This window comes from Brevundimonas alba (genome assembly GCF_011927945.1).
Taxonomy (GTDB): domain Bacteria; phylum Pseudomonadota; class Alphaproteobacteria; order Caulobacterales; family Caulobacteraceae; genus Brevundimonas; species Brevundimonas alba.
On sequence record NZ_JAATJM010000001.1, the window covers coordinates 806,798 to 833,534 of the forward strand.

Consider the following 26,737-nt stretch of genomic DNA (forward strand, 5'->3'; position numbering starts at 1 on the left):
GCGAGGTGAACGCCTATCGCCCCACAGGGGCGCCGCTGTCGTCGAGGGTCGGCGCCGGCGGCATCGACCACTCGCCGCGCCACGAATAGGACAGCTGCACGCAGTGGCGGTAGGCGCCGTCCGGCCAGCGGCCGACGGCATGGAGCGTCAGGGGCCGGCCGAGGCGGACGCGGCCCAGCACCAGCCAGGCCTCTTCGGCCGCGGGGCAGAGGGCGCGCGTCAGTCCGCGGCCGTCGCCTTCCGGCGCGATGGCGTAGATGGAGGTTTCGGTCGAACCAGTCGGCAGGACGCGCCGCACGGCGTCGGGACCGCCGCGCCGGATGTCGGCCGCGCCGCGCTGCGAGGTGGAGATGATGCGCCGGACGCTGATGGCGCCGAACAGGCCGCGGTCGGCCTCGAGCGTCACGCCGCGCGTCAGGGCCTGCGTCACCCGGTCGGAGGCATCATACGCGAGGTAGCGGGTCTCGGCCGTGGCCGGACCGGCGACGGAAACGATGGCGAGGACGGCGATCACGAGGCTGCGCATGTCACTTCATCCGCGATGCATAAGGCGAAACGGCGGCGCTTTTCCTCCCCATATCATGGGGAGGTGGATCGGCGCGAAGCGGCGAGACGGAGGGGCTGGTTCCCGACCACGACCGTTGCGCGTCCGAGAACCCCTCCACCACTTCGTGGTCCCCCTCCCCGCGGAGCGGGGAGGAAAACTAGTCCAGCGTGCGTTTGATCTCTTCGACCGTGAAGCACTCGATGTAATCGCCGGCCTTGATGTCCTGGAAGCCCTGGAAATGCATGCCGCATTCCTGGCCCGACGGAACCTCGTTGACCTCGTCCTTGAAGCGCTTGAGCGTCGTGAGGGTGCCGAGTTCCAGCACCACAACATCGTCGCGGATGATGCGGACCTTGGCGCCCTTGCGGACCACGCCCTCGGACACCCGGCAGCCGGCGATCTTGCCGGTCTTGGAGATGTCGAAGACCTGCAGCACGGCTGCGTTGCCGAGGAAGGTTTCGCGCTGCAGCGGCGCCAGCATGCCCGAGAGCACGCCCTTCATGTCGTCGAGCAGGTCGTAGATGATCGAATAGTAGCGGATCTCCACGCCCTCGCGCTCGGCGAGATCGCGGGCCTGTTTCGAGGCGCGGACGTTGAAGCCGAGGATCGGCGCCCCGGCCGACTTGGCCAGTTGCACGTCGCTCTCGGTGATGCCGCCGGCGCCCGACATGACGGTGCGCGCGCGGACCTCTTCGTTGCCCATCTTCTCCAGCGAGCCGACGATGGCTTCGGCAGAACCCTGCACATCGGCCTTGATGAGCACGGGCAGTTCCGAGACCTTCTTCGACTGCAGCTTCGACATCATGTCGACCAGCGAGACCTGGTTGACGCCGCCGGTGGCCTTCTCGCGCTTCACGCGGGCGCGGTACTCGGTCAGCTCGCGGGCGCGGGCCTCGCTCTCGACTACGGCGAACGGCTCGCCGGGGCTCGGCGCCTCGTCCAGGCCGAGGATCTCGACCGGAACCGACGGACCGGCTTCGGTCAGCTGTTCGTTGCGCTCGTTCAGCAGGGCGCGGACCTTGCCCCAGGCGGAGCCGGCCACGACGATGTCGCCGCGCTTCAGGGTGCCGCGCTTGACCAGGACGGTGGCGACCGGGCCGCGGCCCTTGTCCAGCTTGGCCTCGATCACCACGCCTTCCGAGGAGCGTTCCGGGTCGGCCTTGAGGTCCATGACCTCGGCCTGCAGCAGGATGCCGTCGATCAGACCGCTGAGGTTGGTCCGCTCCTTGGCGGACACCTCGATGATCTGGGTCTCACCACCGAGGCTTTCGGCGATGACTTCGTACTGCAGCAGCTCGTTGACGACCTTCTGCGGATTGGCGCCCGGCTTGTCGACCTTGTTGACCGCCACGATGATCGGGGCGTTGGCCGCCTTGGCGTGCTGGATGGCCTCGATGGTCTGGGGCATGACGCCGTCGTCGGCGGCCACGACCAGAACCACGATGTCCGTCACATTGGCGCCGCGGGCGCGCATCGCCGAGAAGGCGGCGTGGCCCGGGGTGTCGAGGAAGGTGACCCGCTGGCCGTCTTCCAGACGCACCTGATAGGCGCCGATGTGCTGGGTGATGCCGCCGGCCTCGCCCGCCGCCACGTCCGTGGTGCGAAGCGCGTCGAGCAGCGAGGTCTTGCCGTGGTCAACGTGGCCCATGATCGCCACCACCGGCGCGCGGGGCGTGACCGCCTCGTCGTCGATGGCGTCGGACAGGAAGCCCGTTTCGATGTCGGATTCCGACACGCGCTTCACGGCCATGCCGAACTCGTCGGCGACCAGTTCGGCCGTATCGGTGTCGATGACGTCGTTGATCTTCATCATCAGGCCCTGACGCATCAGGAATTTGATGATGTCGACGCCGCGCACGGCCATCCGGTTGGACAGTTCCTGCACGGTGATGACGTCGGGAATGACGACCTCGCGCGGACGGTTCGGCGCGTCGGTCGAGCCGCCCTTGCGCTTTTCCTTCTCGCGTTCACGCGCCCGGCGGACCGAGGCGAGCGAGCGCATCCGTTCGGCGGCGTCCTCGTCGCCACCGGCCACGGCCTGAATGGTCAGACGGCCTTCGCGGCGCTTCGGCTCGCCGCGCGTGCGGCTGACGGCCTTGCCCGGACCGGCGTCCGAGAAGCGCTTGTCGCGATCCTCCTCGGCCTTCGAACCCGCGGGACGGCCGAAGCCGGCGCGGACAGGGCGGGCGACGTCTGGCGTCGCGGGCGGAGCGTTCGGGGCCGGACGGCCGCCGGGGCCGGTGCGCGGACCACCCGGACGGGCGGCGCCGGGGGCGGGACGCGGATTGAGGGCCGAATAACGGACCGGTTCGGCCGGACGAGCGGCGCCGCCCTGCGGACGGGCCGGAGCCTGCGGGCGTTCGGCGTAGTTGCGCTCGCCGCCGCCCATGGCGGCTTCGCGGGCCGAACGGCCGCCGAAGGCGGGGCGCTCGGCGGGAGCACGGCCGGGATTGCCCGGCTTGGGCGCACGTTGGCCGAAATTGACCACCGGGCGAGCCGGCGGAGCCGGACGGGCCGGAGCCGCGGGCGCGGCGGCCTCGGTCGGCGCAGGTGCGGGGGCCGGCGTCGGGGTCGGTTCGGGAGCCTTGGCCGGCGCAGGGGCCGGTGCGGCGGCTTTCGCGGGCGCCTTGGCCGGAGCGGCGGCGGTCAGCTTGGCGGCCTCGGCGCGAGCGGCCTCAGCGGCGGCGCGGGCGGCGGCGGCTTCAGCCTGGGCCGCGCTGGCGGCCTTGTCGGCGGCGGCGGCCTGTTCGCGCGCGGCGGCGTCGCGGCGGGCGCGTTCGGCGGCGGCGGCGGCTTCGCGTTCAGCCTGCTGGCGGGTGGCCAGTTCGATGGCGCGGCGGCGGGCCTCCTGCTCGGACGCCGACAGACCGCCGGCTTCACGCGAGGGCGCGGCCGGACGCGGGGCCTGGGCAGCGGGCGCCTCGGTCTTCGGACGTGCGACGTCGAAGCCCTGCGGGCGCTGATGCCCGGGGACCGCGCCGACGCGGCGCTTGGTCTCGACCACCACGGTCTTGGTGCGGCCGTGGCTGAAGCTCTGGCGCACAGTGCCGGTCGAAACCGACCCCGCCTGCCGGGGCTTCAGGCTCAGGGGCGCGCGCGGTCCCGTCTGGGACGGAGTCCCGGTCGGGGTCTGCTGGCCGTCGTTGGTCTTGTCGTTCTCGTCAGTCATCCGGTCGCTTTACTCGGGACGGCGGGATATCCGCCATCGTCTCGTTCAAACACAAAAAGCCGTGCGTCGCCCCGCTCCCTCAGGAAGCAGAACCCCGCCCGCTCAAATCCTTGTCCGGGTCCTCAGCCGGCCTCGCACCCCACTCCGGGGGCAGAAGCGGTCGAAATCCCGCCAGTCGTTCGACCTCGAAGGTCCAGCGATCGGCCCGCCCGCCCTCAAGCAGGACGGCGTGTATCGCATTTTCCAGCCCGAGGGCCAAACTCAAATCGTCCGCCGTGAAGGCGCCGCAGACTTTCGGGGGCGGCGTCATGTGTTTCGCGAGCGAAAGCAGCTTGCCGCGACCGTCGGCGGATCCGTCCGCCGCCTCGATGATCCACGCGGCCTTCCCCGACCGCACATTGGCCACGGATTTCTCGAAGCCAGAGATAAGAACGCCCTCGCGCCGGGCAAGCCCCAACTGGTCCAGACAGCGCCGGAAAAGCAGGCTTTCGACCAGATCGGGCAGATCCGCCGCCGGCTTCAGCTGAGCCTTGGCAGCGCGCGAGAACAGGTTCTTCTTCACCGCCGCCTCGACGGAGGCGCGGTCGGCCGCGACCCACAGGCCACGGCCCGGCAGCTTGCGCGCCAGATCGGGAGCGACCGAGCCGTCCGGAGCGGCGACGAAGCGGATCAGGCGAGACTCGTCCATGACCTGGTGCGTCACCAGGTCCCGGCGCTCCCTATCGATCGTCGCTTCGCGCAGACTCATGGAGGGCCCGGTCTCCCATCACGCGTTTTCGGGCTGATCGGAGTCCTCGGCGAGGACCTCGTCTTCGTCGCCTTCCGGCGCCGCCGCTTCGTCGCCTTCGCCTTCAGCCGGCGCGAAGACGGCGTCGGCGTCGTATTCGCCCTCGTCCTCGTATTCCGGTTCCGGCTCGGGCTGCGGCAGTTCCGAGGCGTCGATCCAGCCGGCCGCGACGCGGGCCTGCAGGATCAGCATCTCGGCATCTTCCTGCGCCAGGTTGAAGCTCTCGAGCACGCCCGGGACCTTGACCCGTTCGCCGTTCTTGACCTCGTAGCCGCCGCGGATTTCATCGGTGGCCAGATCGGCCAGGTCCTCGACCGTCTTCACGCCGCCTTCGCCCAGGGCGACGGCGATCTGAAGCGTCACGCCCGGCACGTCCAGCACGCCGTCCTCGACGCCCAGCTCCTTGCGCTTGGTGTCCAGAATGGCGGCCTGACGGTCCAGCCAGTCGCGGGCGCGGGCCTGCAGTTCTTCCGCCGTCTCCTCGTCGAAGCCCTCGATGTCCGAGATTTCGTATGGCTCGACGAAGGCCAGATCCTCGACCGTGGCGAAGCCTTCGGTGACCAGCAGCTGGGCGATAACCTCGTCGACGTCAAGCGCTTCCTGGAACAGGGCGGTGCGCTCGGTGAACTCGCGCTGGCGGCGCTCCGAGTCCTGGGACTCGGTGATGATGTCGATCTGCCAGCCGGTCAGCTGCGAAGCGAGGCGGACGTTCTGGCCGCGGCGGCCGATGGCCAGCGACAGCTGTTCGTCGGGCACCACCACCTCGACGCGATCGGCTTCTTCATCGAGCACGACCTTGGACACTTCGGCCGGCGCCAGGGCGTTGACGATGAAGGTCGGCTCGTCGGGGTTCCACTGGATGATGTCGATCTTCTCGCCCTGCAGTTCGGCGACGACCGCCTGAACCCGCGAGCCGCGCATGCCGACGCAGGCGCCGACCGGATCGATCGAGGAGTCGTTGGACAGCACGGCCATCTTGGCGCGGGAGCCGGCATCGCGGGCGGCGGCGCGGATCTCGATCACGCCGTCATAGACCTCGGGCACTTCCTGGGCGAACAGCTTGGCCATGAAGCCGGGGTGCGAGCGCGACAGCATGACCTGCGGCCCCTTCGCTTCCGGACGCACGTCGTAGATGTAGGTGCGGATGCGGTCGCCGATGTTGAAGATTTCGCGCGGGATGGAGTCGTTGCGGCGCATGATGCCCTCGCCCCGGCCCAGATCGACGACGGTGTTGCCGTATTCGACGCGCTTGACGGTGCCGTTGACGATTTCGCCGACGCGGTCCTTGAACTCTTCGTACTGGTTGGCGCGCTCGGCGTCGCGAACCTTGCCCATGACGACCTGGCGAGCCATCTGGGTCTGCACCCGGCCGAACTCGAACGGCGGCAGGTTTTCGATATATTCCTTGCCGACGACGGCTTCCGGATCGCGCTTGGAGGCGTCCGTCAGGCGCACCATGGCGCTGTCGTTGAACTCTTCCAGTTCGTCTTCCGGCTGCCAGTCGTCCTCGACGATGGTGACGTGACGGGTCAGGGCCAGTTCGCCCGACTTGATATCGATCTTGGCGCGGATGTCGTGGTGGGCGCCGTAGCGCGACTTGGCGCCCTTCTGGATCGCCTCCTCGATCGCCTCGACGACGATCTCCTTGTCGATGTTCTTCTCGCGCGCGACCGCATCGGCGATCTGCAGCAGTTCAAGACGGTTCGCGGAAACGCCGGCGACAGCCATGCTCTTAGTCCTCGGTCTCAGTGTTATCGTTACGGGCGGCGCGCTTCTCGGCGCCCGCCTTCATCAGTTCGTCGGTCAGCACCAGCTTGGCGTCGACCAGCCATTCGAACGGGATCAGGGCGGTGTCTTCCTCCCCGTCCAGATCGATGGCGATGTTCTCGCCGTCGGTTCCGGCGATCATTCCCTTGAAGCGTTTCCGCCCCTCGATCATGCGATCGGTTTCCAGACGCGCCTCATAGCCCTCGAACAGGTCGAAGTCCGACTGGCGGGTCAGCGGACGGTCGACGCCGGGCGACGACACCTCCAGCAGATATTCGCCGTTGATCGGATCGGCGGCGTCGAACACCTCCGACACGGCGCGGCTCAGACGGGCGCATTCCTCGACGGCGATGTCGTGATCGGATGGCCGCTCAGCCATGATCTGCAGTCGCCGGCGCAGGGTGCCGCCCATCAGGCGCACGCGCACGATGTCGAGGCCCAGGCTCTCCGCCACGGGTTCGATCAGCTCCAGCAGAGCGCGGTCTTCGACGGTCTTGGCCTTCAAGGTCGGGTCCGGAATAAAACAAAAGCGGCGGGCCATCCGGCCGCCGCTTCAATCGGCGCCGTCGGACGCCGGTCTAACGATGTGAGGCGGCATATAGACCCGCGAAACCGGTTTGTCAGCCCCTGACGTCGCGGGGACCTCCGGACGCATTGCCAAGACTCTCGCACCCCGCCAGAACAGTTCGCGATGAAAGTGTACTGGATTGGTCTCGATACGCCCGGTCGTCTCGGCGTCTCGCGCAAGCCCGACGGCGGCGAAGCGCTGGATGGGCAGATCGCGAAACTGGCCCACGGCATGGTCGACCACGTCGTCAGCCTGCTGGAGCCCGAGGAGGCGGCGAAGTTCGGACTCGCCGACGAAGCCGCGGTCTGCGAACGGCACGGGGTCGGCTTCTACAACTTCCCCATCACCGACCACGGTCTGCCCGCCAATGTCGAACACTACCGCCGCGTGGCCCACGCCATGGACCGGCGGTTGCGTGCCGGTCAGGCGCTGGTCGTCCACTGCCACGCCGGCCTCGGCCGGGCTCCGTCGCTGGCCATCAGCGCCCTGATCGCCGGGGGCACGAACGTCGACGAGGCGATCCTGCGCGTCGGCCGCGCCCGTGGACGCCCGGTGCCGGAGACAGACGAGCAGTACGAATTCCTCAAGGCCTTGGCGGCGGGCGAGGTCTAGGCCCGATCTAGACCCTTACGAAGTCGAGGAAGATCGGCGCGGTGTCGCCCAGCTTCTTCTCTTCATAGCGGGTGACCACGTGATCGGCCGGCGCCCCGCGCCAGTCGTCGGCGCGATCCGCGGTCCACTCCAGCCCGGGCGTGCGCTCGAACCGCTCCAGCGCCCAGTCGGCATAGTCCTTCCAGTCGGTGACGAACCGCAGTCGGCCCCCCGGCTTCAGCAGGCGCACGATCTCTGCGGCGAATTCGTCCTGCACCAGCCGCCGCTTGTTGTGCCGCGCCTTGTGCCAGGGATCGGGGAACAGGATCATTACCCGGTCCAGCGACCCGTCGGGCAGGGCCGCCATCACGTCGCGGGCGTCGTCGCCGTGCAGGCGGACGTTCTTCAGCCCACGCTCGTCGACGTGACGCAGGGCCGAGCCGACGCCGTTCAGAAACGGCTCGCAGCCGATCATCAGCGTCTCCGGATGGCGGCTCGCCTGTTCGGCCAGATGCTCGCCGCCGCCGAAACCGATCTCGAGCCAGACAGCCTTGGCTTCCGGCATCATCGCCTGCGGATCGATCGGCCCGGCCGCCGGATCGGGCACGGCGATGGCCGGCAGAAGGGTGTCGAACAGCGCCGCCTGCCGCGGCTTCAGCGCCCGCGACTTGATGCGGCCGAACGAGCGGAGGGGGCCCCGGGTCTGGGGCGAGGGAGCGTCGGGGTCGGAAGACATGGGCGCCTTATAGGCGGTCGGGCGCGAGGCGCGAGTCCTTCACAACGGCTCCGCTGGCCCCATGTGATCCAGAGCACGGGAGCGCGTCATGACGGACATCATCGGCTGGGCCGCGGGCCTCGGTCTCGTCGGACTGGTGATATGGGCGACGGTCGCCGTGGCCGGCGGTCGCGGACGGCTGGCCTCGAAGCGCAAGGGCGGCGGCGTGCAGATGATGGCGGCCCTGCTGCTCGGCTTCGGCGCCGCGCTCGATCCGCCGCAGCGGCACGTGGCGGAGGCGAAGGATGAAACGCCGAAGGGCTCGCCCGAGAGCGGCGAGCCCGACGACTAGACCAGCGCCTTCAGCGCCTCGACCAGATCCGTCTTCTCCCACGAGAAGCCGCCGTCCGCGTCCGGCTCGCGGCCGAAATGGCCATAGGCGGCGGTGCGGGCGTAGATCGGCCGGTTCAGCCCCAGATGCTCGCGGATGGCGCGCGGCGTCGCGCCGCCGATCAGACGCAGCAGCTTCTGCTCCAGAATCGCTTCGTCGATCTTGCCGGTGCGGTGCAGGTCGACGTGGATCGACTGCGGCTCCGCGACGCCGATGGCGTAGCTGATCTGGATGGTGCAGCGATCGGCGAGACCGGCGGCGACCACGTTCTTCGCCAGATAGCGGCAGGCGTAGGCGGCCGAGCGGTCGACCTTGGTCGGGTCCTTGCCCGAGAAGGCGCCCCCGCCGTGCGGAGCCGCGCCGCCATAGGTGTCGACGATGATCTTGCGGCCGGTCAGGCCGGTGTCGCCGTCCGGGCCGCCGATCTCGAACACGCCCGTCGGATTGATGTGCCAGACCGTCTGGTCGGTGATGAAGCCCTCCGGCAGCACCGACGTAACCACCGGCCTGACCACCTCGGCGATCTCGGCCTGCGACAGGCCTTTGGCGTGCTGGGTCGACACCACGATCGAGGTCGCGGCGACCGGGCGGTCGTTCTCGTAGCGCAGGGTGACCTGGCTCTTGGCGTCAGGCTCCAGGCGGGTCTCACCGCCGTGGCGCAGCTCGGCCAGCTTCTTCAGGATACGGTGGCTGTAGGCCAGGGTCGCCGGCATCAGCTCCGGCGTCTCGTTCGAAGCGTAGCCGAACATGATGCCCTGATCGCCCGCGCCCTCGTCCTTGTTGCCCGAGGCGTCGACGCCGACGGCGATGTCCGCCGACTGGGCGTGCAGGTGGCACTCGTAGGACGCCGTCCGCCAGTGGAAGCCCTCCTGCTCGTAGCCGATGTCGCGCACGGCGGCCCGGACCAGCGGCTCGAGGCTGTCGATGATGCCCTGGGTGAACGCTTCGTTCTGTTCCTTGCTGTTCCCCGGCTGCGTCGCCCGCACCTCGCCGGCGAGCACGATGCGCTGGGTTGTCACCAGGGTTTCGCAGGCGACGCGCGCCTCCGGGTCCTGCGCCAGAAAGGCGTCGACCACCGTGTCGGAGATGCGGTCGGCGACCTTGTCGGGGTGTCCTTCCGAAACGCTTTCGGAGGTGAACAGGAAGGACGATCGGGCCAAGGCGGACTCCTGGGGCGCGGGAACGGCCGCCAGAGATATAAAGATATGTTTATATGTTCAAGGCGCAGAGCGTTCTTGAGCGCTCGATCGCCAGATCGCGAGCCGGCTCGCGGCCGGTTCTCCGGCCAGCCAGCGCTCGCCCACGCCCGCCAGCAGGCTGAGATCCAGCGCCAGCACAAGCCCCAGATGCGCTGAGATTTGGGGACGGCCCCGGAGATGCGGAACGAAGGGCAGTGCGACGTAAATCAACACGCCGAGCACCATGACCGCCGCCGCCGCGAACGGCCACCAGCGCGATCCCTTCATCGCCATGAAGACGAATGCAGCGAGCAGGGCGCTCTCCACCAGGGTGTCGTAGACCGGCACATAGGCGACCTCGAACCGCGTCAGCGGGAACGGAATGACGCCAGCGACCGCGAGCAGCTGCGCGGCAAGCCAGACCAGCACCACGGCGGCGCCGAACCGCTCGGGATGACCGCCCCTGAACCATGCGATCAGCAGGGTCAGCAACGTCGCTACGAGGGCGGCTGTCTGGAACGGGGTCATGTCAGGATCTCCGCGCTGCCGCGCCTCCGCCGGGTTCGAGAGGACCGACCCGGCGCAGCCTGTAAGGCTGGCTACAGGTCGGGATTGATCGCCAGATCGATCTCGCTGGCCTGTCCGGTGTAGGCGACCATCAGATCGGCGACCGCCTTGATCATCACGGCCACCAGCACGACCGCCAACAACAGAATCAGGACGCGATAGATTCCGCCGCGGGGCGGAGGGCGGTAGCCGAAGCGCCGCTCTGCATACTGCTCTGCGCTCCCACCTGCGCCATCACCCAGCCCGCGCTCAGCACCTGCTGCAGCAGCTCCCTCGGGCTCGCCTCCCGCGCGTCGTCCGCCAGTCCCCGCATCAGATGGCTGCGCACCGGATCGTTCGCGCCCAGCGGGCTGAACGCGTCCAGCGCGGCTTCGAGATCCTCCCACGTCCAGTGGGGAAGCGGCGTACTCGTCAATGCCATGGACTGTCTCCGTGTCGTCGGAGACATCAGCACCGGACGGACCGGCCGCGCCAATGGGGTCTTTCGGCCCTGGTACGTTTCGTTCCAGCAGCGCCAGCGCCGCCTTGCGCCGGTTCACGCCCAGCCGGCGGCAGGCCTCGTGCACGTGTTTCTTGACCGTGGCCTCGGACAGGCCCAGCCGCGCGGCGATTTCCTTGTCGGTCAGGAAAGCGGTGAGCCTCAGACATTCTTCCTGGCGGGCGCTGAGGCGCTGCGACATTCTACGCTCCGGTACAGCCGGAATAGCTACGTCCTGCGAACGTCGGCGTCCAGTAGCCGACACAAGGAAACGGCTCCGCCTTGCGGCGTGTCGTCGTGTTTCCAATGTCAGAAGAAGTGGTGCCGCTTAGGTGACTCGAACACCTGACCCCCGCATTACGAATGCGATGCTCTACCAGCTGAGCTAAAGCGGCCTTGGCGCGGCGGGCGGCTCTGCCCGCGCGAGAGGCGCTCTTTATACGGGAGGGGCGGGCTTGCCAAGCGCCTGCAGCAGCGCCGCTTCATCGGGGTGGACGGCGACCCGGACATCCAGCCCGCAGGCGGCGCTCAGCGGCGCCGCGGCGGCCTCGGAAATCGCGATGGCGGGCTGACCTGCGAACGGTCCCAGCGCCGCCAGCGCCCGCCCGGCCCGCGGCGAATGGATCAGCACGGCGTCGAACCCGACGGGCGCCGGAGCGCCGGTCTCGAAGGCCTCATAGACCGGCAGGCGCCGCACCTCGACACGGCCCGCGAGCAGTCCTGCCAGGTCGCCCGCCGGCTCGAGCGCTCCGGGCGCCAGAACGACGCCGGGCGCCGCCTCGGCCAGCAGCCTCGCCAGATCATCAATCGCGCCGCCGGCCGAGCGCACCTCAACGAAGCCCGCCGCCCGCGCGGCCTCGGCCGTGGCGTCACCGACCGTGAACACAGGCCGGTCCCGGGCCTCCGTGAGGACGGCGAAGGCCTCGACGCCGTTGCGGCTGGTGATGGCCAGCGCGGCGATCCCGGTCAGATCGGGCGCCGCCTGCGGGATCGGACGGATGGCCAGCAGCGGCGCGACCACCGGCTCGAGACCCAACGCCGTCAGCCGGGCGGCGGTGCGCGCGGCGCCGGGCTCGGCGCGAGTGACCCAGACGCGCCGGATCGGGCTCAGAGGTCGACCCGCTGGTCGCCCGCCGCGTCGCGGACCTCGGCGCCGAGCCGGAGGCCCAGGGCGCGAGCCTCGTTCACCGCATCGCCCGAAACGATGTCGGCGGCGATCTCTCCCACCCGCCGCCAGCGGGCCGATCCGTCGGGCGCCAGCATCTCGGTCGTCAGCCGCAGCCGGCCGCCGGCGATGTCGGCATGGGCCCCGATGGCGGTGCGGCACGAGCCCTCCAGCGCCGTCATGGCCCCGCGCTCCGCCGCCACCGCCAGCGCGGTCGCCGGATCATTCAGCGCCCCGACCCAGGTCGCCTCGCGGGCGTCGGCCCGCGTCTGCAGCGCCAGCGCCCCCTGACCCGGCGCCGGCAGGAAGTCGTCCAGCGCCAGCCGCTCGCGGATCACATCCTCGAACCCCAGCCGGTTCAGTCCCGACACCGCCAGCAGGATCGCGTCGAACTCGCCCTCGGCCAGCTTCCTCAGGCGGGTGTCGACATTCCCCCGCAGCATCTCGATCTTGAGGTCCGGCCGCAGCGCCAGCGCCTGGGCCTGGCGCCGCAGCGACGCCGTGCCCAGCCGCGCCCCCGCCGGCAGCTCGCCAAAGGATCCGAAGGCCTCGCTGACAAAGGCGTCCCGCGCGTCCTCGCGTGGCGGCACGGCGGCGATGCAAAGGCCGTGCGGCTGCTCGGCCGGAACGTCCTTCATCGAATGCACTGCCACGTCGACGCGGCCCTCCTGCAGCGCCTCCTCGATCTCCTTGGTGAACAGCGCCTTGCCGCCAATCTCCATCAGCCGCCGGTCCTGCACCCGGTCGCCCGTCGTGACGATCTCGACCAGAGGCACGGCCTCGACCAGATCGGCGTCGGCCACGCCGAGGGCCCGGCCGATGGCGCGCTGCATCATGCCCGACTGGGTCAGGGCCAGTTTCGAGCGGCGCGTGCCGATGCGGACGAGAGGAGCCATGAGAGTCGTTGCGCCCAGAGTTGCGCCGAGAGTTGCGCCCAGAATCGTTGCGTCAGGGGGTCGGGGTCGTTACCTCGACCGGATGAACCTGGGCGCGGACTATAGCAGCGAAGGGGGCCGGGCAACCGCGCGCGACCTGACCGTGCTCGGCCTCGAGACCAGCTGCGACGAGACCGCCGCCTCGGTGGTGCGGCTGACGCCCGACGGCGCGGCAACCGTCCTGTCCTCCGTGGTGCACAGCCAGATCGACGACCACGCGGCCTACGGCGGCGTCGTGCCCGAGATCGCGGCCCGCAGCCACGTCGAGATGATCGACGGAGTCGTCCGCCGCGCCATGGCCGAGGCCGCGCTCGACTATGACGGTCTCGACGGCGTCGCCGCCACCGCCGGTCCCGGCCTCGTCGGCGGCGTCATGGTCGGTCTCAGCTTCGGCAAGGCGGTGGCTCTGGCCCGCGACCTGCCGCTGATGGCGGTCAACCATCTGGAGGGCCACGCCGTCTCGGCCCGGCTGGGCGCCAGGGTCAAATACCCCTTCCTGCTGCTGCTCGTCTCAGGCGGCCATTGCCAGCTGCTCGAGGTGCGCGGCATCGGCGACATGACCCGGCTGGGCACCACCATCGACGATGCGGCGGGCGAGGCGTTCGACAAGGTCGCCAAGGCGCTGGGCCTGGGCTATCCGGGCGGCCCTGCGCTGGAGAAGCTGGCGGAGAACGGCGACGGCGCCCGCTTCGACCTGCCCCGCGCCCTGCTCGGCCGCAAGGACTGCGACTTCTCCTTCTCCGGTCTCAAGACCGCCGCCTCCCGCCTCGCCCACACCTGCGAGACCGATCAGGACCGCGCCGATCTCGCCGACGGCGTCCAGACGGCCATCGCCCGCCAGCTCAGCGACCGCTCCGACCGGGCCATGAAGGCCTATGCGGAACAGCATCAGCACCGCCTCTTCGTGGTGGCGGGCGGCGTCGCGGCCAACAGGACGGTCCGATCGACCCTCGAAGCGACGGCCGCGAAGAACGGCTTTGCCTTCCTCGCCCCGCCCATGGCCTATTGCACCGACAACGCGGCGATGATCGCCCTGGCGGGAGCGGAACGGTTGCAGAAGGGTTGGGTCTCCGACATCGACGCCGTCGCCCGTCCGCGCTGGCCGCTGGATGAAAAGAGCGCGCTCGCCGATCCGGCCCACAAGCCGGGCCGCAAGGGCGCCAAGGCTTAGGGATACCGAATGGAATTTCGCACGGCGGGAGTGATCGGCGCGGGCGCCTGGGGCACGGCCCTGGCCCAGGTCGCGGGCTGGGCAGGGCTCGACGTCCTGCTGCAGGCGCGCGAGCCGGACGTGGTCGAAAGCATCCGCGAGCGCCGCGTCAACGAGGCCTTCCTGCCGGGCATCACCTTGGACGACCACGTCAGGGTCACCTCGGAACTGGCCGATCTGGCCGCCTGCGACGTGATCCTCGCCGTGCCGCCGGCGCAACACATGCGCTCGACCCTGAACGCCTTCGCCGCCCACCACCGCCCCGGCGTGCCGGTGGTGCTGTGCTCCAAGGGTATCGAGCGCGGCTCGCTCAAGCTGATGACCGACGTGCTGGCCGAGACCCTGCCGAACGCCCCCGCCGCCGTCCTCTCCGGACCCAGCTTCGCCGCCGAGGTCGCCCGCGGCCTGCCCAGCGCCGTCACCCTCGCCTGCGCCGACGAGGCCCTCGGCGAGGCCCTGATGGAGACGCTGTCCGCCCCCGCCTTCCGGCCCTACCTCGCCACCGATCTGGTCGGGGCCGAGGTCGGCGGAGCGATCAAGAACGTCCTCGCCATCGCCTGCGGCATGGCCGAGGGCCGGGGTCTGGGCCGCAGCGCCCACGCCGCCCTGATCACCCGCGGTTTCGCCGAGATGACTCGTATGGGCGTCGCCCTCGGCGGTCAGGCGGAGACCGTCGCCGGCCTGTGCGGCCTCGGCGATCTGGTCCTGACCTGCTCCAGCCCCCAGTCGCGCAACATGAGCCTCGGCCTCGCCCTCGGGCAGGGCCAGACGGTTGAACAGGCGCTGGCCGGCAAGCGTTCGGTGGCCGAGGGCTATGAGTCCGCCCCCGCCGTCCGCGAACTGGCCGCCAAGATGGACGTCGACATGCCCATCTCCCTCGCGGTCGCCGCCCTGCTGAACGGCGAGACGACGGTGCAGGAAGTCATCGACGCCCTTCTGTCGCGCCCCCTCAAGGTCGAGCGGGACTAAGGCTTTCGATGACAGAGGCGACGGAACGCAAACGCGTCTGGAAGACGCCGCCGAACGTGCCCCTGTGCGCCGAAACCGACATCGCCGAGCCGGGCGCCCGCAGTTTCGTGCTGCAGATCGGCGAGGCCTTCTTCCACGGCTTCGTGGTGCGCAAGGACGGGCAGGTCGCCGGCTATGTCGACCGCTGCCCGCATCAGGGATTTCCGCTGGCGCTGGAGCTGGACCGCTATCTGACGCCGGACGGCTCGCTGATCCTGTGCGGCTGGCACGGGGCGGTGTTCGAGCCGCTGACCGGCGAATGCACCGGCGGCCCCTGCGCCGGCGGGCGGCTGACGCCCTGGCCCGTGGCGGTGTCCGGCGGCCTGATCCGGACCGCCTGAAGCCTTACTGCGCCGCCGGGTTGAAGAAGCCGACCATGGTTCCGAAGCCCGCGACCATGTCCAGCCACAGGGCGGTGTGGTCGGTCAGCTGTTCGACATCGCCCTCGTGGATCAGCACGTCGTACTGCACCACGGCGGTGTTCTCGCCGTTCTCGCCGGGCACGAAGAAGGCCTTCAGGAAGCGCCGGTCGCGGTTCCAGTCGTTGACCATGGTCTGGGTGATCGTCGCATTGGAGAAGCTGGCCGCGTATTGAACGTCGCCGCACACGTCGGCCTGGCAGCTGTAGAAGAAGATCACCCACGTCAGCGGACCGTCCGCGATGCTGATCCAGGTCTCGCCTTCGCGGCGGTTGATCTCGCTGACCGTACCGCCCTTGCTCGTCAGCCAGGCGCGGACCGCCTCGATCGACACCCCCGGATCGGTCGCGGTCTGAACCGGCGTCGGGATCGTGGCTGCGGTTGCCGGGGCGGCCATGGCCATGACGGCGGCGGCGGCGAGGGTAGCCAGACGGATCATCGGTTTCTCCTGCGAACACCGTCACCTGACGATGGACGCAGGGCGAAAGCAAGGCGTCAGTCGCGTTCCCGCGCCAGCCACTCCGCGCTGGCCATCTCGTTCAGACGCGACACGGTCCGTTCGAACTCGAACGCCCCGACCCCCTTCGGATACAGCGCCTCGGGCGGAGCTTCCGCCAACGCGACCAGCCGCGTCCCGGCCTCGTACAGGGCGTCGATCAGGGTGACGAAACGGCGCGCCTCGTGATGGTTGGCCGGACCTAGCACCGGCACGTCTTCGACGAACAGGGTGTGGAACCGCTCCGCCACAGCCAGATAGTCCTGCGGTCCCAGAGCCGTCCCGCACAGTTCGTCGAAGGTCGCGCGCGCCAGCCCGCCATCGGTGCGCGCGATGACCACGTCGCGGCCCAGCACCGTCAGGTGCGCCGGACACTCTGCCTGATCTCCCTTCAAGTCGGACCACAGGGTCTCGAACCCGGCCCGCGCCGTCTCGTCCGGCGGGGTGAACCAGACCCGATCGCCCATCAGCCGGTCCAGCCGCCAGTCCCGGGCCCCGGCCACCGACACCACCTCGCAGCGCGCTTCGATCAGATCGATGAAGGGCAGGAAGAGCTCGCGGTTGATCCCGTTCAGATACAACTGGTCGGGCGCCCGGTTCGACGTCACCGCCAGCACCACCTTCTTCTCGAACAGGGCCTCGAACAGCCGGCCCAGGATCAGGGCGTCGGCGATATCGGTGACCTGAAGCTCGTCGAAGCACAGCAGCCGTGCCTCCGAGGCGATCAGCTCGGCGACCGGGCGGATCGGGTCATCGCCCTTCGACTGTCCGAAAACAGCCTTGCGCGCCGCCGCGTCGCCCTCGCGCCACTGGCGGATCAGCCCATGCACCCGGGCCATGAAGGCGTGGAAATGCGCCCGTGTCTTCCGCGGCTCAGGCGCGCAGGCGAAGAACAGGTCCATCAGGATGGACTTACCCCGTCCCGGCGGGCCCCACAGATAGACCCCGCGAACCTCGGACGCGCCGCCGAAAAGCCCGCCCAAAACGCCACCAAGCGGGCCCTTGCGCGTCAGGTCGATCTCGACCCGCGCCAGCGCCTCGACCACCGGGACCTGCGACGGATCGGGGGTCAGCCGGCCGTCGGCCAGCCGCTTCTCATAAGCAGCGCGAATGCGTGATCCCATCGATCTCGGGCTTCGCACAGGCCGCCGCCGCTGAAAAGCGATTGCTTCGCGCCTGCGAAGGCCTACATGCGGAGCCTCCGCATTCACTGATACCTGCGCTCAAGCAGCGAGGCTCCGCGAGCCGAGCGTTAGCGCGTCCGAAGGACATACTGGCATGGGCTATAAAGTCGCCATCGTGGGCGCCACCGGCAACGTCGGCCGGGAGATGCTGAACATCCTCGAGGAACTCGAATTCCCCGTCGACGAAATGCACGCCGTCGCCTCGCGGCGGTCCAAGGGCGTCGAGGTCTCCTGGGGCGACCGCACCATCAAATGCCAGGACATCGACGGCTTCGACTTCTCGAAGGTGGACATTGTGCTGATGAGCGCCGGCGGCGACGTCTCGCGCGAATGGTCCGAGAAGATCGGCAAGGCCGGTCCCATCGTGATCGACAACTCCTCCGCCTTCCGCAAGGACCCGGACGTGCCGCTGATCGTGCCGGAGGTGAATCCGGACGCCATCAAGCTGGCCCGCAAAAAGAACATCATCGCCAACCCGAACTGCTCGACCGCCCAGCTGGTCGTGGCGCTCAAGCCCCTGCACGACGCCGCGAAGATCACCCGCGCCGTGGTCTCGACCTACCAGTCGGTCTCGGGAGCGGGCAAGGAAGGCATGGACGAGCTGTGGAACCAGACCAAGGCCATCTACGGCCTCGGCGACGCCACGCCGAAGAAATTCCCCAAGCAGATCGCCTTCAACGTCATCCCCTTCATCGGCTCGTTCCGCGATGACGGCTACACCGACGAGGAAGCCAAGATGTGGGACGAGACCCACAAGATCCTCGACCCGGCGATCAAGCTGACCGTCACCTGCGTCCGGGTGCCGGTGTTCGTGGGCCATTCGGAATCGGTGACCCTCGAGTTCGACCGTCCGATCAGCCCCGACGAGGCGCGCTCGATCCTGCGCGAGGCGCCGGGCGTCATGGTCATCGATAAGCAGGAGCACGACGGCTACATCACGCCCGTCGACGCGGCCGGCGAGCACGCCGTCTATGTCTCTCGCATCCGCAAGGATCATACGGTCGAGAACGGCCTGTCGCTCTGGGTGGTCTCCGACAACCTGCGCAAGGGCGCCGCCCTGAACGCCGTCCAGATCGCCCAGCTCCTCGATGAGACGGGCACGATCAAGCCGTCGTCCGGGTACCGCTCGATCACCGTCTGACCGTCCGATCGCCGCTCCCCCGGCGAAGGAGTTCCTCATGACCACCGCCACCGGCTCCGATCAGGGCCGCGCCGCCCTGCTGTCCGCCTTCGGCTGCTACGTCCTCTGGGGCGTGATGCCGCTGCTGTTCATGGGACAGGCGGCCGCCGGCTTCGACGCGCTCGAAATCCTCGCCCACCGCGCTCTCTGGGCCGTGGCGGTCGCCGGCCTGCTGGTCTTCCTGGCGAAACAGGGCGGTCAGGTTCTCGCTGTCTTCACGGCGCCCAAGACCCTCGCATGGCTGGCTCTCTCGACCGTCCTGATCGCGGTCAACTGGGGCATCTACGTCTGGGCCACCACCCACCACGCCACGCTGGAAGCGAGCCTCGGCTACTACATCAACCCGCTGCTCAACATGATCGTGGGCCTGTGGCTGTTCCGCGAGAAGATCGACCGCTGGGGCTGGATCGCCATCGGCCTCGCCGCCGTCGGAGTGCTGTTCCAGGCGCTGGCGCTGGGCCGCCCGCCGTGGATTTCCATCGTCCTCGCCATCAGCTTCGCCAGCTATGGCGTCATCCGCAAACGCGTGCCGATCGAGGCCCAGGCCGGTCTGCTGGTCGAATGCCTGCTGCTGGTTCCGTTCGGTCTCGCCTGGGTCCTGTGGCTCCAGCACACCGGCGCCGGCGTCGCCTTCGACAGTCCGGCGAACACCCTCTGGGCGCTGGCCAACGGACCGGCGACGGTCCTGCCGCTGGCCCTGTTCGCCTGGTCCGCCCGCCGCCTCCCGCTCTCCACCATCGGCTTCATCCAGTTCCTCGCCCCGACCCTCCAGTTCGCCGTCGGCGTCTGGGCCGGCGAGGCGCTGACGCCCCTTCGCATCATCTCCTTCGGCTTCATCTGGGGCGGAGCCGCCGTCTTCGCCGCCGCCGCCTTCTTCCGTCACCGCGCCGCCCGGCTGGCCTTGAAGGAGACGGCGGAACCGGCCTAGCCTCCGCCTCCCACCGGAGCGCGCCATGGCCGATGTCGATCAACCGCTGTCGGCCGCCCGCAAGCGCTGGATTCTCGCCGCCACGGTTCTCGGCTCCAGCCTGACCTTCATCGACGGCTCGGCGCTCGGCGTGGCCCTTCCGGCGATCCAGCGCGACCTCGCCGCCGGGACCGCAGCGGTGCAGTGGGTGACCAACGCCTATCTGCTGACCCTCGGCGCCCTCGTCCTGATCGGCGGCGCGGCGGGCGACCGGTTCGGGCGCCGACTCGTCTTCCTCATTGGCGTCGCCGTCTTCGCCCTCGCCTCCGTCGCCTGCGGCCTCGCCCCGACGGTCGAGCTGCTGATCGCAGGCCGCGCGGTGCAGGGCGTCGGCGCCGCCCTCCTGACCCCCGGCGCCCTCGCGGTGATCGGCTCGGCCTTCCCGCCGGAAGAGCGCGGCAAGGCCTTCGGGACCTGGGCCGGGGCTGGCGCCCTGTTCGGCATGATCGGCCCGCTGCTCGGCGGCTGGCTCGCCGACGCCGCCGACTGGCGCTTCATCTTCTGGATCAATGTCCCGCTGGCCGCCCTGACCGCCGCCCTCACTCTCAAGGCCGTCCCCGAAAGCCGCGACGACAGCGCCAAAGGCCTCGACTGGCGGGGCGCCCTGCTCGCCATGAGCGGCCTCGCCGCCCTGACATGGGCCCTGACCGCCGCGCCGGACCTCGGCTGGTCCAACGCGATGATCCTGTCCGGCCTGATCGGCGGCGTGCTCCTCCTCGCCGCCTTCCTGTTCGCCGAGGCCCGCGAGCGCCACCCGATGATGCCGCTGGGCCTGTTCCGGTCGCCGGTGTTCAGCGGGATCAATCTGCTGACGCTGCTGCTCTACTTCGCGCTCGGCGGAGCCATGTTCTTCCTGCCCTTCGACCTGATCCGTGTGCACGGCTGGAGCGCCACCAAGGCCGGCGCGGCCATGCTGCCCTTCGCCGTCATCATGAGCCTGTTCTCGGGTTACGCCGGCAGGCTGGCTGACCGTTTCGGCGCCAGACTGTCGTTGAGCCTCGGTCCGATCCTCGCCGGCGTCGGCCTCGCGCTCCTCGCCCTGCCCGCGCCCGGCGCCGGCTACGTCGATGGACCGCTCGCCGGCATGACCGTCATGGCCATCGGCATGACCCTCGCCGTCGGCCCGCTGACCGCCTCGGTCATGGGCGCCGTGCCCGAGGGCCATACCGGCGTCGCCTCCGGCATCAACAACGCCGTCGCCCGCGTCGCCGGCCTGCTCGCCATCGCCTTGCTGGGCGTGATCCTGTCGAGCGTCTTCGTCTCCGGCGTCGACAGCCCCGACGCCCGCGCCCTGCTGGGTCAGGTCATGGCCGGCGCCGACCTCGAGCCCGCCGCCCGCGACGCCTTCCACGCCGCCTTCCGCGCTGTGATCCTCACCTGCGCCGGCCTCGCCGTCCTGTCGGGCGTCATCGGCGGCCTGACCGCCCCACGCCGTTAGAAGACCGAGTAGAGCGCCTCCTGCAGCCGCACCGCCCGCGGGTCGCCGATCAGATGCGGCGACTGCCTGGTCATGACATAGGCCGCCGACAGCCCCGGCTCCGGATCGGCCCAGACGCAACTGCCGCCCCAGCCGTAGTGCCCGCGCGCCTCCGGGTTCGGCCCGAAGATCTCCAGGCCCCGGTTCGAGGTCCAGCCCGCGGCCCAGCCCATCACGAACGGCAGCACCTTGTCCTGCCCATGCACCCGCTCCCGCCGCGCCGCCTCCAGCGTCCCCGCCGACAGCACCTCGCGCCCCTCGAACGACCCCGTCGCCACCACCGCCATGATCCGCGCCAGATCGCGCGCCGTCGCATGCATGTTTGCCGAGGGAATCTCCGCCGTCCGCCACTCGGTCGCCTCGCGCGGCCCCGGCGACGAGCCCCGGTCGAAGAAGGCCGAGCGCTTGATCGCGTCCACCGTCCCGAGGCTCGGCGCCGCCGACGGCTTGCGCATCTGCGCCACCCGCCCGTGCTCGGCCGCCGGCAGGCCGATCCACAGATCCAGCCCGGTGAAGTCCGCCCGCAGCGCCGTCCCCATGCTCCGCCCGTCGACGATCCGGAACAGTTCGCCCGCCAGATAGCCGATGGTGATCGGGTGATAGCCGGACGCCGTTCCCGACTCCCACATCGGCGCCTGGGCGCACAGCCGCGCCAGCACCTTCTGACGATCGAACCAGTCCCCCGGCTCGATCGCCTCCGCAAATCCCGGCAGCCCCGCCTGATGGCTCATCAACTCGCCGACGGTGATCGCCTCCTTGCCGGCCTGTCCGAAGTCGGGCCAGTAGCGCGCCACCGGCTTGTCGTAATCCAGCAGCCCCCGCTCGACGCAGGTGGCGATCAGCAGCGCCATCACCGCCTTGCCCGCCGAAAACACGGGCGTCAGCGTGTCGGCCGCATAGGGCGCCGTCTGCGCCGTATCCGCCCAGCCGGCCCACAGGTCGATCACCGGCTCACCGCCGAGGCAGACGCTGAACCGCGCCGCCCGTTCGTTCAGCCCTTCCGGCGCATCGGTGAAGTTGGCGGCGAAGGCGTCCTTCACCGCCGCGAAACGGGGCGGACAGACGCCGTGGATGTCGGGGAGGTCGCTCATCCGCTCCTCCTACCGTCCTGCGCCAGCCAGTCCAGCACCCCCTCCGCTGCGACCACGCCCGAAGCCATCGAAGCCTGCAGCAGATAGCCGCCCGTCGGCGCCTCCCAGTCCAGCATCTCGCCGGCGACGAACACGCCCGGCAGGGCCTTCAACATCAACCGCCCGTCCACCGCCTCGAACCGCACCCCGCCCGCCGAGGAGATGGCCCGCTCCAGCCCCTGCACCCCGGTCAGGGTCAGCCGCACCGCCTTGATCCGCCGCGCCAGCTTGTCCGCCCCCTCCGGCAGGGCGCCCGGTATCTCGCGCAGCAGCCCGACCCCGACCGGCGACAGCCCCGCCGCCTTGCGCAGCCAGTTCGACACGCTGTCCTTGCCCCGCGATTTCGTCAGCCGCCCCGCCAGCTGCTCGACCGTCAGATCCGGCCGCAGGTCCACGACCAACGTCGCCGATCCGTCCCGCTCGACCGCGTCCCGCAGCGTCGCCGACAGCGCATAAACCGCCCCGCCTTCGATTCCATACCGCGTCACCATCGCCTCGCCGCGCACGGTCGCCTCGCCGATCGTCAGCGCCACCGGCTTGAGCGGCTGCCCGGCGAACCGCTCTGCGAACACCTCCGACCAGGCCACGTCGAAGCCGACATTCGACGGCCGGAACGGCGCCACGTCCACGCCCTCCGCCTCCAGCCCCTCGCGCCACGCTCCGTCCGACCCCAGCCGCGGCCAGCTCGCCCCGCCCAGCGCCATCACCACCGCATCGGGCCGCTCGATCCGCTCGCCCTCAGGCGACGAAAACACCCATCCGCCGTCCCGCCGCCCGACCCAGCGCGACCGCGTCCGCACCTCCACGCCCAGTTCCGCCAGCCGCCCCAGCCACGCTCGCAGCAGTGGCGACGCCTTCATCGTCCGCGGAAACACCCGCCCGGACGAACCCGTGAACACCGGCTGTCCCAGCCCCTCGGCCCAGCCCATCAGATGCGTCGGCGAAAACCGCTCCAGCCATCCAGCGACCGCGCCGCTCGCCCCGCCATACCGCCCGGTGAACGCCTCCAGCGTCTCCGAATGCGTCAGGTTCAGCCCGCCCCGCCCCGCCATCAGGAATTTGCGCGCCACGGACGGCATGGCCTCATGCACCACCACGCTCGCGCCAGCCTGAGCCAGCCGCTCGGCCGCCATCAGCCCGGCCGGCCCGGCGCCGATGACGTGCACGGTCTTGGGTAAGTTACTCATGGCGGACCCACTACGCTTTTCCACACCTCTGGGCGAATGGATCAGGTTGGCGCAACGCATCCCTCCTTTCTGCCATCCTCCGGCCAGCCACGAAGCGGCGCAGAGCGGGGGCTCGCCGGAGGATGACGAAAGGTAGGGAGCGCACACGAAACTCTGTCCGGGAACGGCCGTATCGCGCATACGCTTCCACACCATGAGCGTTGCATTTACCCGCGAGGAGGATCTGGAGGCTACCGCCGCCGATCTGCCCGACCGCCCGATCTCGCCCCACCCCAACCTCGTCACCCGCGACGGGCTGGCGCGGATGGAGGCCGCCCTCGCCGCGGCCCGCGCCGCCTACAGCGCCGCCCAGTCGAAGGGCGACATCGAGGCCGACCGCACCGCCATGGCCCGCGCCACCCGCGACCTGCGCTACTGGTCCGCCCGCCGCGCCTCGGCCCAGCTGGTCGAGACCGAGCCCGACGGCCGCGTCCGCTTCGGCGGCTCCGTGACCATCGAACGCGAGGACGGCCGCACCCAGACCTGGCGCATCACGGGCGAGGACGAGGCCGACCCCGCCGCCGGCTCCGTCAGCCACGTCTCGCCGCTCGCCGTCGCCCTGATCGGCAAGGGCGTCGGGGACGAGGCCGTGGTCGCCGGCCAGACCGTCGAGATCGTCGCCGTCGATTGACGGTTGTTGCAACGCTCAAGGCGCCCCACCTTGGGATCACACAGCGCGCCGCTCCCCGGCGCAGGCGCCAAGCGCCGGAAAGGAAGCCGCCGCCATGGCTCGCAAACCCAACTACAGCTTCGAACGTCAGGAACGCGAGCGCGCGGACGCCAAGAAAGCCGCCGAAAAAGCCGCCGCCAAGGCTGAAAAGCGCGCCGCAGCCCGCGGCGAGACGCCTTCGGAAGAGCCGCAGGACTGAAGCTGAGCCAAATTCGCCGAGGCGCGTTGATCGTCCGTGACCATCGGTCAGGGACGGGAGACGCGGGTGCGCGGCGAACTGGAGACCTATCAGGCCAAACGTCGCTTCGGTGAGACGCCGGAGCCGAAGGGCAGGAAGGGCAAGGCCCGCAAGGCCGGGCTGACCTTCCTCATCCAGCGCCACGCCGCCACCCGGCTGCACTACGACTTCCGCATCGAGCTGGACGGCGTGCTCAAGTCCTGGGCCGTCACCAAGGCGCCCTCGCGCGACCCCTCGGTCAAGCGGCTGGCCGTCGAGGTCGAGGACCACCCGCTCGATTACGGGACCTTCGAGGGGACCATCCCCGCCGGCAACTACGGCGCCGGCACGGTGCAGATGTGGGACCGCGGCACTTGGGAGCCGCAGGAGGACGACCTCGACGCCGCCTTCGCCCGGGGCAACGTCAAGATGATCGTCCACGGCGAGCGCCTGCAGGGCAAATGGGCCCTGATTCGGCTCAAGGGCGATCGCGGCAAACCCTCGAAGCGCAACAACTGGCTGCTGATCAAGGAGAAGGACGAGTTCGCCGTGCCGGGCGAGGGCGACGCCAATATGGAGATCGACGCCTCCGTCGTGACCGGCCGCAGCCTCGCCGAGATCGCCGAAGGCAAGAAACAGTGGGGCTCCTCGAAGAAGACCACCCGCGCGGCGCCCGCGAAGCCGGAGGCCCGCGCCGCCGTGAAAAGCCACGCCTCGAAGCCGCACCCCTTCGTGCCGATCCAGCTGTGCAAGATCGCCGACTACCCGCCGCAGGGGCAGGGCTGGGCGCACGAGATCAAGTTCGACGGCTACCGGCTTCAGGTCTCCGCCGGCGGCGGCCGGTCGACCATCCGCACCCGCAAGGGCCTCGACTGGTCCGACAAATTCCGCGAACTCGCGGCCGACGCCGCCCATTGGCCGGACGCCGTGGTCGATGGCGAGCTCTGCGCCCTGGCCGAAAACCACATGCCCGACTTCTCGGCGCTGCAGGCCGCCATCTCGGACCAGAAGACCGGCGACCTGGTCTATTTCGCCTTCGACCTGCTGTTCGAGGGACCGGAGGACCTGCGCCAGTTGCCCCTGTCTCACCGCAAGGCGCGGCTGCAGGCCTATATCGACCGCATCCCGAAATCCGCCTGCGGCCGCATCCGCTACGTCGACCATTTCGCCACCACGGGTCAGGCCATCCTCGAGAGCGCCTGCCGCATGGACCTGGAAGGCGTCATCTCCAAGAAGCTCGATGCTCCGTATACGGAGGGCCGTTCGACAACCTGGCTGAAATCCAAATGCCGGGGGCGCGATGAGGTGGTCATCGGTGGCTGGACCTCCGAGGGCGACCGCTTCCGTTCGCTGATCGTCGGGGTCGCCGACGAAGACGCCAAACAGGGCAAGGGACTGCGCCATCTCGGCCGCGTCGGCACCGGCTACAACCAGACCCTGCTCAAGACCCTGCTCCCTGCGCTCAAGAAGGCCGAGACGGACCATAGCCCCTTCGTCGGCAAGGCCGCGCCGAAGAAGTCCCGCGCTGGCGGCATGACCGTCCACTGGACCAAGCCGGTGCTGGTCGCCGAGGTCGAACACGGCGGCTACACCGACACCGGCTCCCTGCGCCAAGCCGCCTTCAAGGGACTGCGCGAGGACAAGCCCGCAGCCGAGGTCACACAGGATCCCCAGCCCCCCGCCGACCTGTCGAAGGAGAAGGGCCGCGTCTCCCGCCCCGCCGCCCTCGCGATCCCCGGCGAGACCCCGGCCGCCCCGGCGCGTCCCGCCGGCAAGGGCAAGCTGGTTGTCGCCGGCGTCACCATCTCCAATCCGGACAAGGTTCTGTGGCCGGCGGTCGACGGCCAGCGGGCGATCACCAAGGCGGAACTGGTCCGCTATTATGAAATGGCCGCCGAGCGCATCCTGCCCCACGTCGCCGACCGGCCCGTCTCCATCATCCGCACGCCGGAAGGCATCACCGGCGAGAAATTCTTCCAGCGCCACGCCATGCCGGGCTCCAACCCGCGTCTCAAGCTGATCGATGTGAAGGAGCGCAAACCCTATATCGGCGTCGTCGACGTGGGCGGGCTCGTCGCCATCGGCCAGTCCGGCGGTGTCGAGCTCCACCCTTGGGGCTGCAAGCCAGGCGATCCGGAGACCCCCGATCAGATCACCTTCGACCTCGATCCCGACGAGGGCCTCGACTTCAACGACGTCATCTCGGCGGCCAAGGTCCTGAAGCGCGAGCTGGAGGGCCTTGGCCTCAATCCCTTCGTCAAGACCACCGGGGGCAAGGGCCTGCACGTCGTCGTGCCCATCGCCACCGATGCTAATAGCCGGATCGAATGGGATCAGTGCAAGGCCTTCGCCAAGGAGATTTCAGAGATCGTCCGCCGCCGTGACCCCGATCATTTCACCACCACCATCGCCAAGAAGGCTCGCGGCGGGAAGATTTTCCTCGACTATCTGCGCAACGGCCGCATGGCCACCGCCGTCGCCCCTTGGTCCGCCCGCGCCCGCCCCGGCGCCGGCATCGCCTTCCCCCTGTCCTGGAGCCAGGTGAAGACCGGCCTCGACCCCAGGGCCTACACCCTCCACACCGCCGCCGCCCTGCTGAAGAAGCCCGACCCGTGGAAGGATTTCCGCGAGGGCGCGTTGAACTTGAGACCGGTGCTGAAGAAGGTGCTGTGAGCTTCCAGCTCGGTAGTCGTCA

General features: G+C 69.7%; 26 protein-coding genes and 1 tRNA gene. 11 read left to right on the forward strand and 16 right to left on the reverse strand.

Going from position 1 to position 26,737, the window contains the following annotated elements:
- Nucleotides 1-13: 13 nt before the first annotated feature.
- The 5 genes from GGQ87_RS03980 to rimP form a co-directional block, all read right to left on the reverse strand.
- Nucleotides 14-526 (reverse strand): hypothetical protein, encoded by a 513-nt coding sequence (locus GGQ87_RS03980; RefSeq protein ID WP_168045400.1) that lies wholly within the window; start codon nucleotides 524-526, stop codon nucleotides 14-16.
- A gap of 178 nt (nucleotides 527-704) precedes the next feature.
- The gene (infB, locus tag GGQ87_RS03985; protein ID WP_168045401.1) at nucleotides 705-3,716 is read right to left on the reverse strand and encodes a translation initiation factor IF-2; all 3,012 of its coding nucleotides are present in this window, start codon (nucleotides 3,714-3,716) and stop codon (nucleotides 705-707) included.
- A gap of 79 nt (nucleotides 3,717-3,795) precedes the next feature.
- Nucleotides 3,796-4,464: an RNA-binding protein gene (locus tag GGQ87_RS03990; RefSeq protein ID WP_168045402.1), complete on the reverse strand. Its 669-nt coding sequence runs from the start codon at nucleotides 4,462-4,464 to the stop codon at nucleotides 3,796-3,798.
- An 18-nt stretch (nucleotides 4,465-4,482) separates the two neighbouring features.
- On the reverse strand, nucleotides 4,483-6,231 hold the full coding sequence (gene nusA / locus GGQ87_RS03995) for a transcription termination factor NusA (RefSeq protein ID WP_168045403.1): 1,749 nt from the start codon (nucleotides 6,229-6,231) through the stop codon (nucleotides 4,483-4,485).
- Between the two features lie 4 nt (nucleotides 6,232-6,235).
- Complete coding sequence (gene rimP / locus GGQ87_RS04000) at nucleotides 6,236-6,775, reverse strand: ribosome maturation factor RimP (protein ID WP_168045404.1); 540 nt, start codon at nucleotides 6,773-6,775, stop codon at nucleotides 6,236-6,238.
- Nucleotides 6,776-6,961: 186 nt separating this feature from the next.
- Here rimP and GGQ87_RS04005 point away from each other — a divergent pair, with 186 nt between their 5' ends.
- Nucleotides 6,962-7,450 carry a protein-tyrosine phosphatase family protein gene (locus GGQ87_RS04005; RefSeq protein WP_168045405.1) on the forward strand — a complete coding sequence of 163 codons (489 nt, stop codon included), beginning with the start codon at nucleotides 6,962-6,964 and terminating at the stop codon, nucleotides 7,448-7,450.
- Between the two features lie 7 nt (nucleotides 7,451-7,457).
- On the opposite strand, the gene trmB is transcribed toward GGQ87_RS04005, so the two are convergent.
- Nucleotides 7,458-8,165, reverse strand: coding sequence for a tRNA (guanosine(46)-N7)-methyltransferase TrmB (gene trmB / locus GGQ87_RS04010; RefSeq protein WP_168045406.1), 708 nt, complete (start codon nucleotides 8,163-8,165; stop codon nucleotides 7,458-7,460).
- Between the two features lie 88 nt (nucleotides 8,166-8,253).
- On the opposite strand from trmB, the gene GGQ87_RS04015 reads away from it, so the two are divergent.
- The gene (locus GGQ87_RS04015) at nucleotides 8,254-8,496 is read left to right on the forward strand and encodes a hypothetical protein (protein ID WP_168045407.1); all 243 of its coding nucleotides are present in this window, start codon (nucleotides 8,254-8,256) and stop codon (nucleotides 8,494-8,496) included.
- Here the strand turns inward: GGQ87_RS04015 and metK are convergent.
- The 6 genes from metK to hemC form a co-directional block, all read right to left on the reverse strand.
- A complete protein-coding gene (metK, locus tag GGQ87_RS04020) occupies nucleotides 8,493-9,695 on the reverse strand; it encodes a methionine adenosyltransferase (RefSeq protein ID WP_168045408.1) in 1,203 nt (400 codons plus the stop codon). The two genes, GGQ87_RS04015 and metK, sit on opposite strands and share 4 nt — an antisense overlap.
- A 57-nt stretch (nucleotides 9,696-9,752) precedes the next feature.
- Nucleotides 9,753-10,241, reverse strand: a complete 489-nt coding sequence (locus GGQ87_RS04025) for a hypothetical protein (protein ID WP_168045409.1) — start codon at nucleotides 10,239-10,241, stop codon at nucleotides 9,753-9,755.
- Nucleotides 10,242-10,312: 71 nt separating this feature from the next.
- Entirely contained in the window at nucleotides 10,313-10,960 is a 648-nt protein-coding gene (locus GGQ87_RS04030) for a helix-turn-helix domain-containing protein (protein ID WP_168045410.1), read from the reverse strand.
- A gap of 117 nt (nucleotides 10,961-11,077) precedes the next feature.
- Nucleotides 11,078-11,153 (reverse strand) — tRNA-Thr (locus tag GGQ87_RS04035).
- Between the two features lie 41 nt (nucleotides 11,154-11,194).
- A complete protein-coding gene (locus GGQ87_RS04040) occupies nucleotides 11,195-11,869 on the reverse strand; it encodes a uroporphyrinogen-III synthase (RefSeq protein WP_168047301.1) in 675 nt (224 codons plus the stop codon).
- Nucleotides 11,866-12,819, reverse strand: a complete 954-nt coding sequence (hemC, locus tag GGQ87_RS04045; protein ID WP_168045411.1) for a hydroxymethylbilane synthase — start codon at nucleotides 12,817-12,819, stop codon at nucleotides 11,866-11,868. Before hemC ends, GGQ87_RS04040 begins: the two co-directional genes overlap by 4 nt.
- A gap of 82 nt (nucleotides 12,820-12,901) precedes the next feature.
- On the opposite strand from hemC, the gene tsaD reads away from it, so the two are divergent.
- From tsaD to GGQ87_RS04060, 3 genes are read left to right on the forward strand one after another with little or no spacing between them, the layout of a single operon-like run.
- Nucleotides 12,902-14,029, forward strand: a complete 1,128-nt coding sequence (gene tsaD, locus GGQ87_RS04050; protein ID WP_168045412.1) for a tRNA (adenosine(37)-N6)-threonylcarbamoyltransferase complex transferase subunit TsaD — start codon at nucleotides 12,902-12,904, stop codon at nucleotides 14,027-14,029.
- A gap of 9 nt (nucleotides 14,030-14,038) precedes the next feature.
- Nucleotides 14,039-15,037, forward strand: coding sequence for an NAD(P)H-dependent glycerol-3-phosphate dehydrogenase (locus GGQ87_RS04055; RefSeq protein WP_168045413.1), 999 nt, complete (start codon nucleotides 14,039-14,041; stop codon nucleotides 15,035-15,037).
- An 8-nt stretch (nucleotides 15,038-15,045) separates the two neighbouring features.
- Nucleotides 15,046-15,417 (forward strand): Rieske (2Fe-2S) protein, encoded by a 372-nt coding sequence (locus GGQ87_RS04060; protein ID WP_168045414.1) that lies wholly within the window; start codon nucleotides 15,046-15,048, stop codon nucleotides 15,415-15,417.
- 4 nt (nucleotides 15,418-15,421) lie between these two features.
- Here the strand turns inward: GGQ87_RS04060 and GGQ87_RS04065 are convergent, their stop codons facing one another.
- Both GGQ87_RS04065 and zapE read right to left on the reverse strand, forming a co-directional pair.
- Nucleotides 15,422-15,934: a YbjN domain-containing protein gene (locus GGQ87_RS04065; RefSeq protein WP_168045415.1), complete on the reverse strand. Its 513-nt coding sequence runs from the start codon at nucleotides 15,932-15,934 to the stop codon at nucleotides 15,422-15,424.
- Nucleotides 15,935-15,990: 56 nt separating this feature from the next.
- Nucleotides 15,991-17,115, reverse strand: a complete 1,125-nt coding sequence (zapE, locus tag GGQ87_RS04070; RefSeq protein ID WP_168045416.1) for a cell division protein ZapE — start codon at nucleotides 17,113-17,115, stop codon at nucleotides 15,991-15,993.
- Nucleotides 17,116-17,269: 154 nt separating this feature from the next.
- Between zapE and GGQ87_RS04075 the strand changes: the two genes are divergently transcribed.
- From GGQ87_RS04075 to GGQ87_RS04085, 3 genes are read left to right on the forward strand one after another with little or no spacing between them, the layout of a single operon-like run.
- Complete coding sequence (locus tag GGQ87_RS04075) at nucleotides 17,270-18,316, forward strand: aspartate-semialdehyde dehydrogenase (protein WP_168045417.1); 1,047 nt, start codon at nucleotides 17,270-17,272, stop codon at nucleotides 18,314-18,316.
- Nucleotides 18,317-18,353: 37 nt separating this feature from the next.
- Complete coding sequence (gene rarD, locus GGQ87_RS04080) at nucleotides 18,354-19,283, forward strand: EamA family transporter RarD (RefSeq protein WP_168045418.1); 930 nt, start codon at nucleotides 18,354-18,356, stop codon at nucleotides 19,281-19,283.
- Nucleotides 19,284-19,308: 25 nt separating this feature from the next.
- On the forward strand, nucleotides 19,309-20,760 hold the full coding sequence (locus GGQ87_RS04085; RefSeq protein ID WP_168045419.1) for an MFS transporter: 1,452 nt from the start codon (nucleotides 19,309-19,311) through the stop codon (nucleotides 20,758-20,760).
- Here the strand turns inward: GGQ87_RS04085 and GGQ87_RS04090 are convergent.
- Both GGQ87_RS04090 and GGQ87_RS04095 read right to left on the reverse strand, forming a co-directional pair.
- Entirely contained in the window at nucleotides 20,757-21,890 is a 1,134-nt protein-coding gene (locus tag GGQ87_RS04090; protein ID WP_168045420.1) for a serine hydrolase domain-containing protein, read from the reverse strand. The genes GGQ87_RS04085 and GGQ87_RS04090 overlap by 4 nt on opposite strands.
- The gene (locus GGQ87_RS04095; RefSeq protein WP_168045421.1) at nucleotides 21,887-23,116 is read right to left on the reverse strand and encodes a BaiN/RdsA family NAD(P)/FAD-dependent oxidoreductase; all 1,230 of its coding nucleotides are present in this window, start codon (nucleotides 23,114-23,116) and stop codon (nucleotides 21,887-21,889) included. The genes GGQ87_RS04090 and GGQ87_RS04095 overlap by 4 nt, the downstream gene beginning before the upstream one ends.
- 193 nt (nucleotides 23,117-23,309) lie before the next feature.
- Here GGQ87_RS04095 and greA point away from each other — a divergent pair, with 193 nt between their 5' ends.
- The 3 genes from greA (at nucleotide 23,310) to ligD (ending at nucleotide 26,715) form a co-directional block, all read left to right on the forward strand.
- Nucleotides 23,310-23,786, forward strand: a complete 477-nt coding sequence (greA, locus tag GGQ87_RS04100) for a transcription elongation factor GreA (protein ID WP_168045422.1) — start codon at nucleotides 23,310-23,312, stop codon at nucleotides 23,784-23,786.
- 94 nt (nucleotides 23,787-23,880) lie between these two features.
- Nucleotides 23,881-24,024, forward strand: a complete 144-nt coding sequence (locus GGQ87_RS04105) for a hypothetical protein (RefSeq protein WP_168045423.1) — start codon at nucleotides 23,881-23,883, stop codon at nucleotides 24,022-24,024.
- Nucleotides 24,025-24,090: 66 nt separating this feature from the next.
- On the forward strand, nucleotides 24,091-26,715 hold the full coding sequence (ligD, locus tag GGQ87_RS04110; protein WP_168047303.1) for a DNA ligase D: 2,625 nt from the start codon (nucleotides 24,091-24,093) through the stop codon (nucleotides 26,713-26,715).
- Nucleotides 26,716-26,737: the final 22 nt, after the last annotated feature.

Coding starts and splice junctions, on each gene's coding strand:
- GGQ87_RS04075 (WP_168045417.1), top strand. CDS start 17,270: ATGGGCTATAAAGTCGCCATCGTGGGCGCCACCGGCAACGTCGGCCGG.
- GGQ87_RS04055 (WP_168045413.1), top strand. CDS start 14,039: ATGGAATTTCGCACGGCGGGAGTGATCGGCGCGGGCGCCTGGGGCACG.
- GGQ87_RS04030 (WP_168045410.1), bottom strand. CDS start 10,960: ATGTCGCAGCGCCTCAGCGCCCGCCAGGAAGAATGTCTGAGGCTCACC.
- trmB (WP_168045406.1), bottom strand. CDS start 8,165: ATGTCTTCCGACCCCGACGCTCCCTCGCCCCAGACCCGGGGCCCCCTC.
- GGQ87_RS04090 (WP_168045420.1), bottom strand. CDS start 21,890: ATGAGCGACCTCCCCGACATCCACGGCGTCTGTCCGCCCCGTTTCGCG.
- infB (WP_168045401.1), bottom strand. CDS start 3,716: ATGACTGACGAGAACGACAAGACCAACGACGGCCAGCAGACCCCGACC.
- zapE (WP_168045416.1), bottom strand. CDS start 17,115: ATGGGATCACGCATTCGCGCTGCTTATGAGAAGCGGCTGGCCGACGGC.
- GGQ87_RS04105 (WP_168045423.1), top strand. CDS start 23,881: ATGGCTCGCAAACCCAACTACAGCTTCGAACGTCAGGAACGCGAGCGC.
- tsaD (WP_168045412.1), top strand. CDS start 12,902: ATGAACCTGGGCGCGGACTATAGCAGCGAAGGGGGCCGGGCAACCGCG.
- GGQ87_RS04065 (WP_168045415.1), bottom strand. CDS start 15,934: ATGATCCGTCTGGCTACCCTCGCCGCCGCCGCCGTCATGGCCATGGCC.
- GGQ87_RS04025 (WP_168045409.1), bottom strand. CDS start 10,241: ATGACCCCGTTCCAGACAGCCGCCCTCGTAGCGACGTTGCTGACCCTG.
- greA (WP_168045422.1), top strand. CDS start 23,310: ATGAGCGTTGCATTTACCCGCGAGGAGGATCTGGAGGCTACCGCCGCC.
- nusA (WP_168045403.1), bottom strand. CDS start 6,231: ATGGCTGTCGCCGGCGTTTCCGCGAACCGTCTTGAACTGCTGCAGATC.
- GGQ87_RS04060 (WP_168045414.1), top strand. CDS start 15,046: ATGACAGAGGCGACGGAACGCAAACGCGTCTGGAAGACGCCGCCGAAC.
- GGQ87_RS04095 (WP_168045421.1), bottom strand. CDS start 23,116: ATGAGTAACTTACCCAAGACCGTGCACGTCATCGGCGCCGGGCCGGCC.
- GGQ87_RS04085 (WP_168045419.1), top strand. CDS start 19,309: ATGGCCGATGTCGATCAACCGCTGTCGGCCGCCCGCAAGCGCTGGATT.
- GGQ87_RS03990 (WP_168045402.1), bottom strand. CDS start 4,464: ATGAGTCTGCGCGAAGCGACGATCGATAGGGAGCGCCGGGACCTGGTG.
- GGQ87_RS03980 (WP_168045400.1), bottom strand. CDS start 526: ATGCGCAGCCTCGTGATCGCCGTCCTCGCCATCGTTTCCGTCGCCGGT.
- GGQ87_RS04005 (WP_168045405.1), top strand. CDS start 6,962: ATGAAAGTGTACTGGATTGGTCTCGATACGCCCGGTCGTCTCGGCGTC.
- hemC (WP_168045411.1), bottom strand. CDS start 12,819: ATGGCTCCTCTCGTCCGCATCGGCACGCGCCGCTCGAAACTGGCCCTG.
- GGQ87_RS04015 (WP_168045407.1), top strand. CDS start 8,254: ATGACGGACATCATCGGCTGGGCCGCGGGCCTCGGTCTCGTCGGACTG.
- rarD (WP_168045418.1), top strand. CDS start 18,354: ATGACCACCGCCACCGGCTCCGATCAGGGCCGCGCCGCCCTGCTGTCC.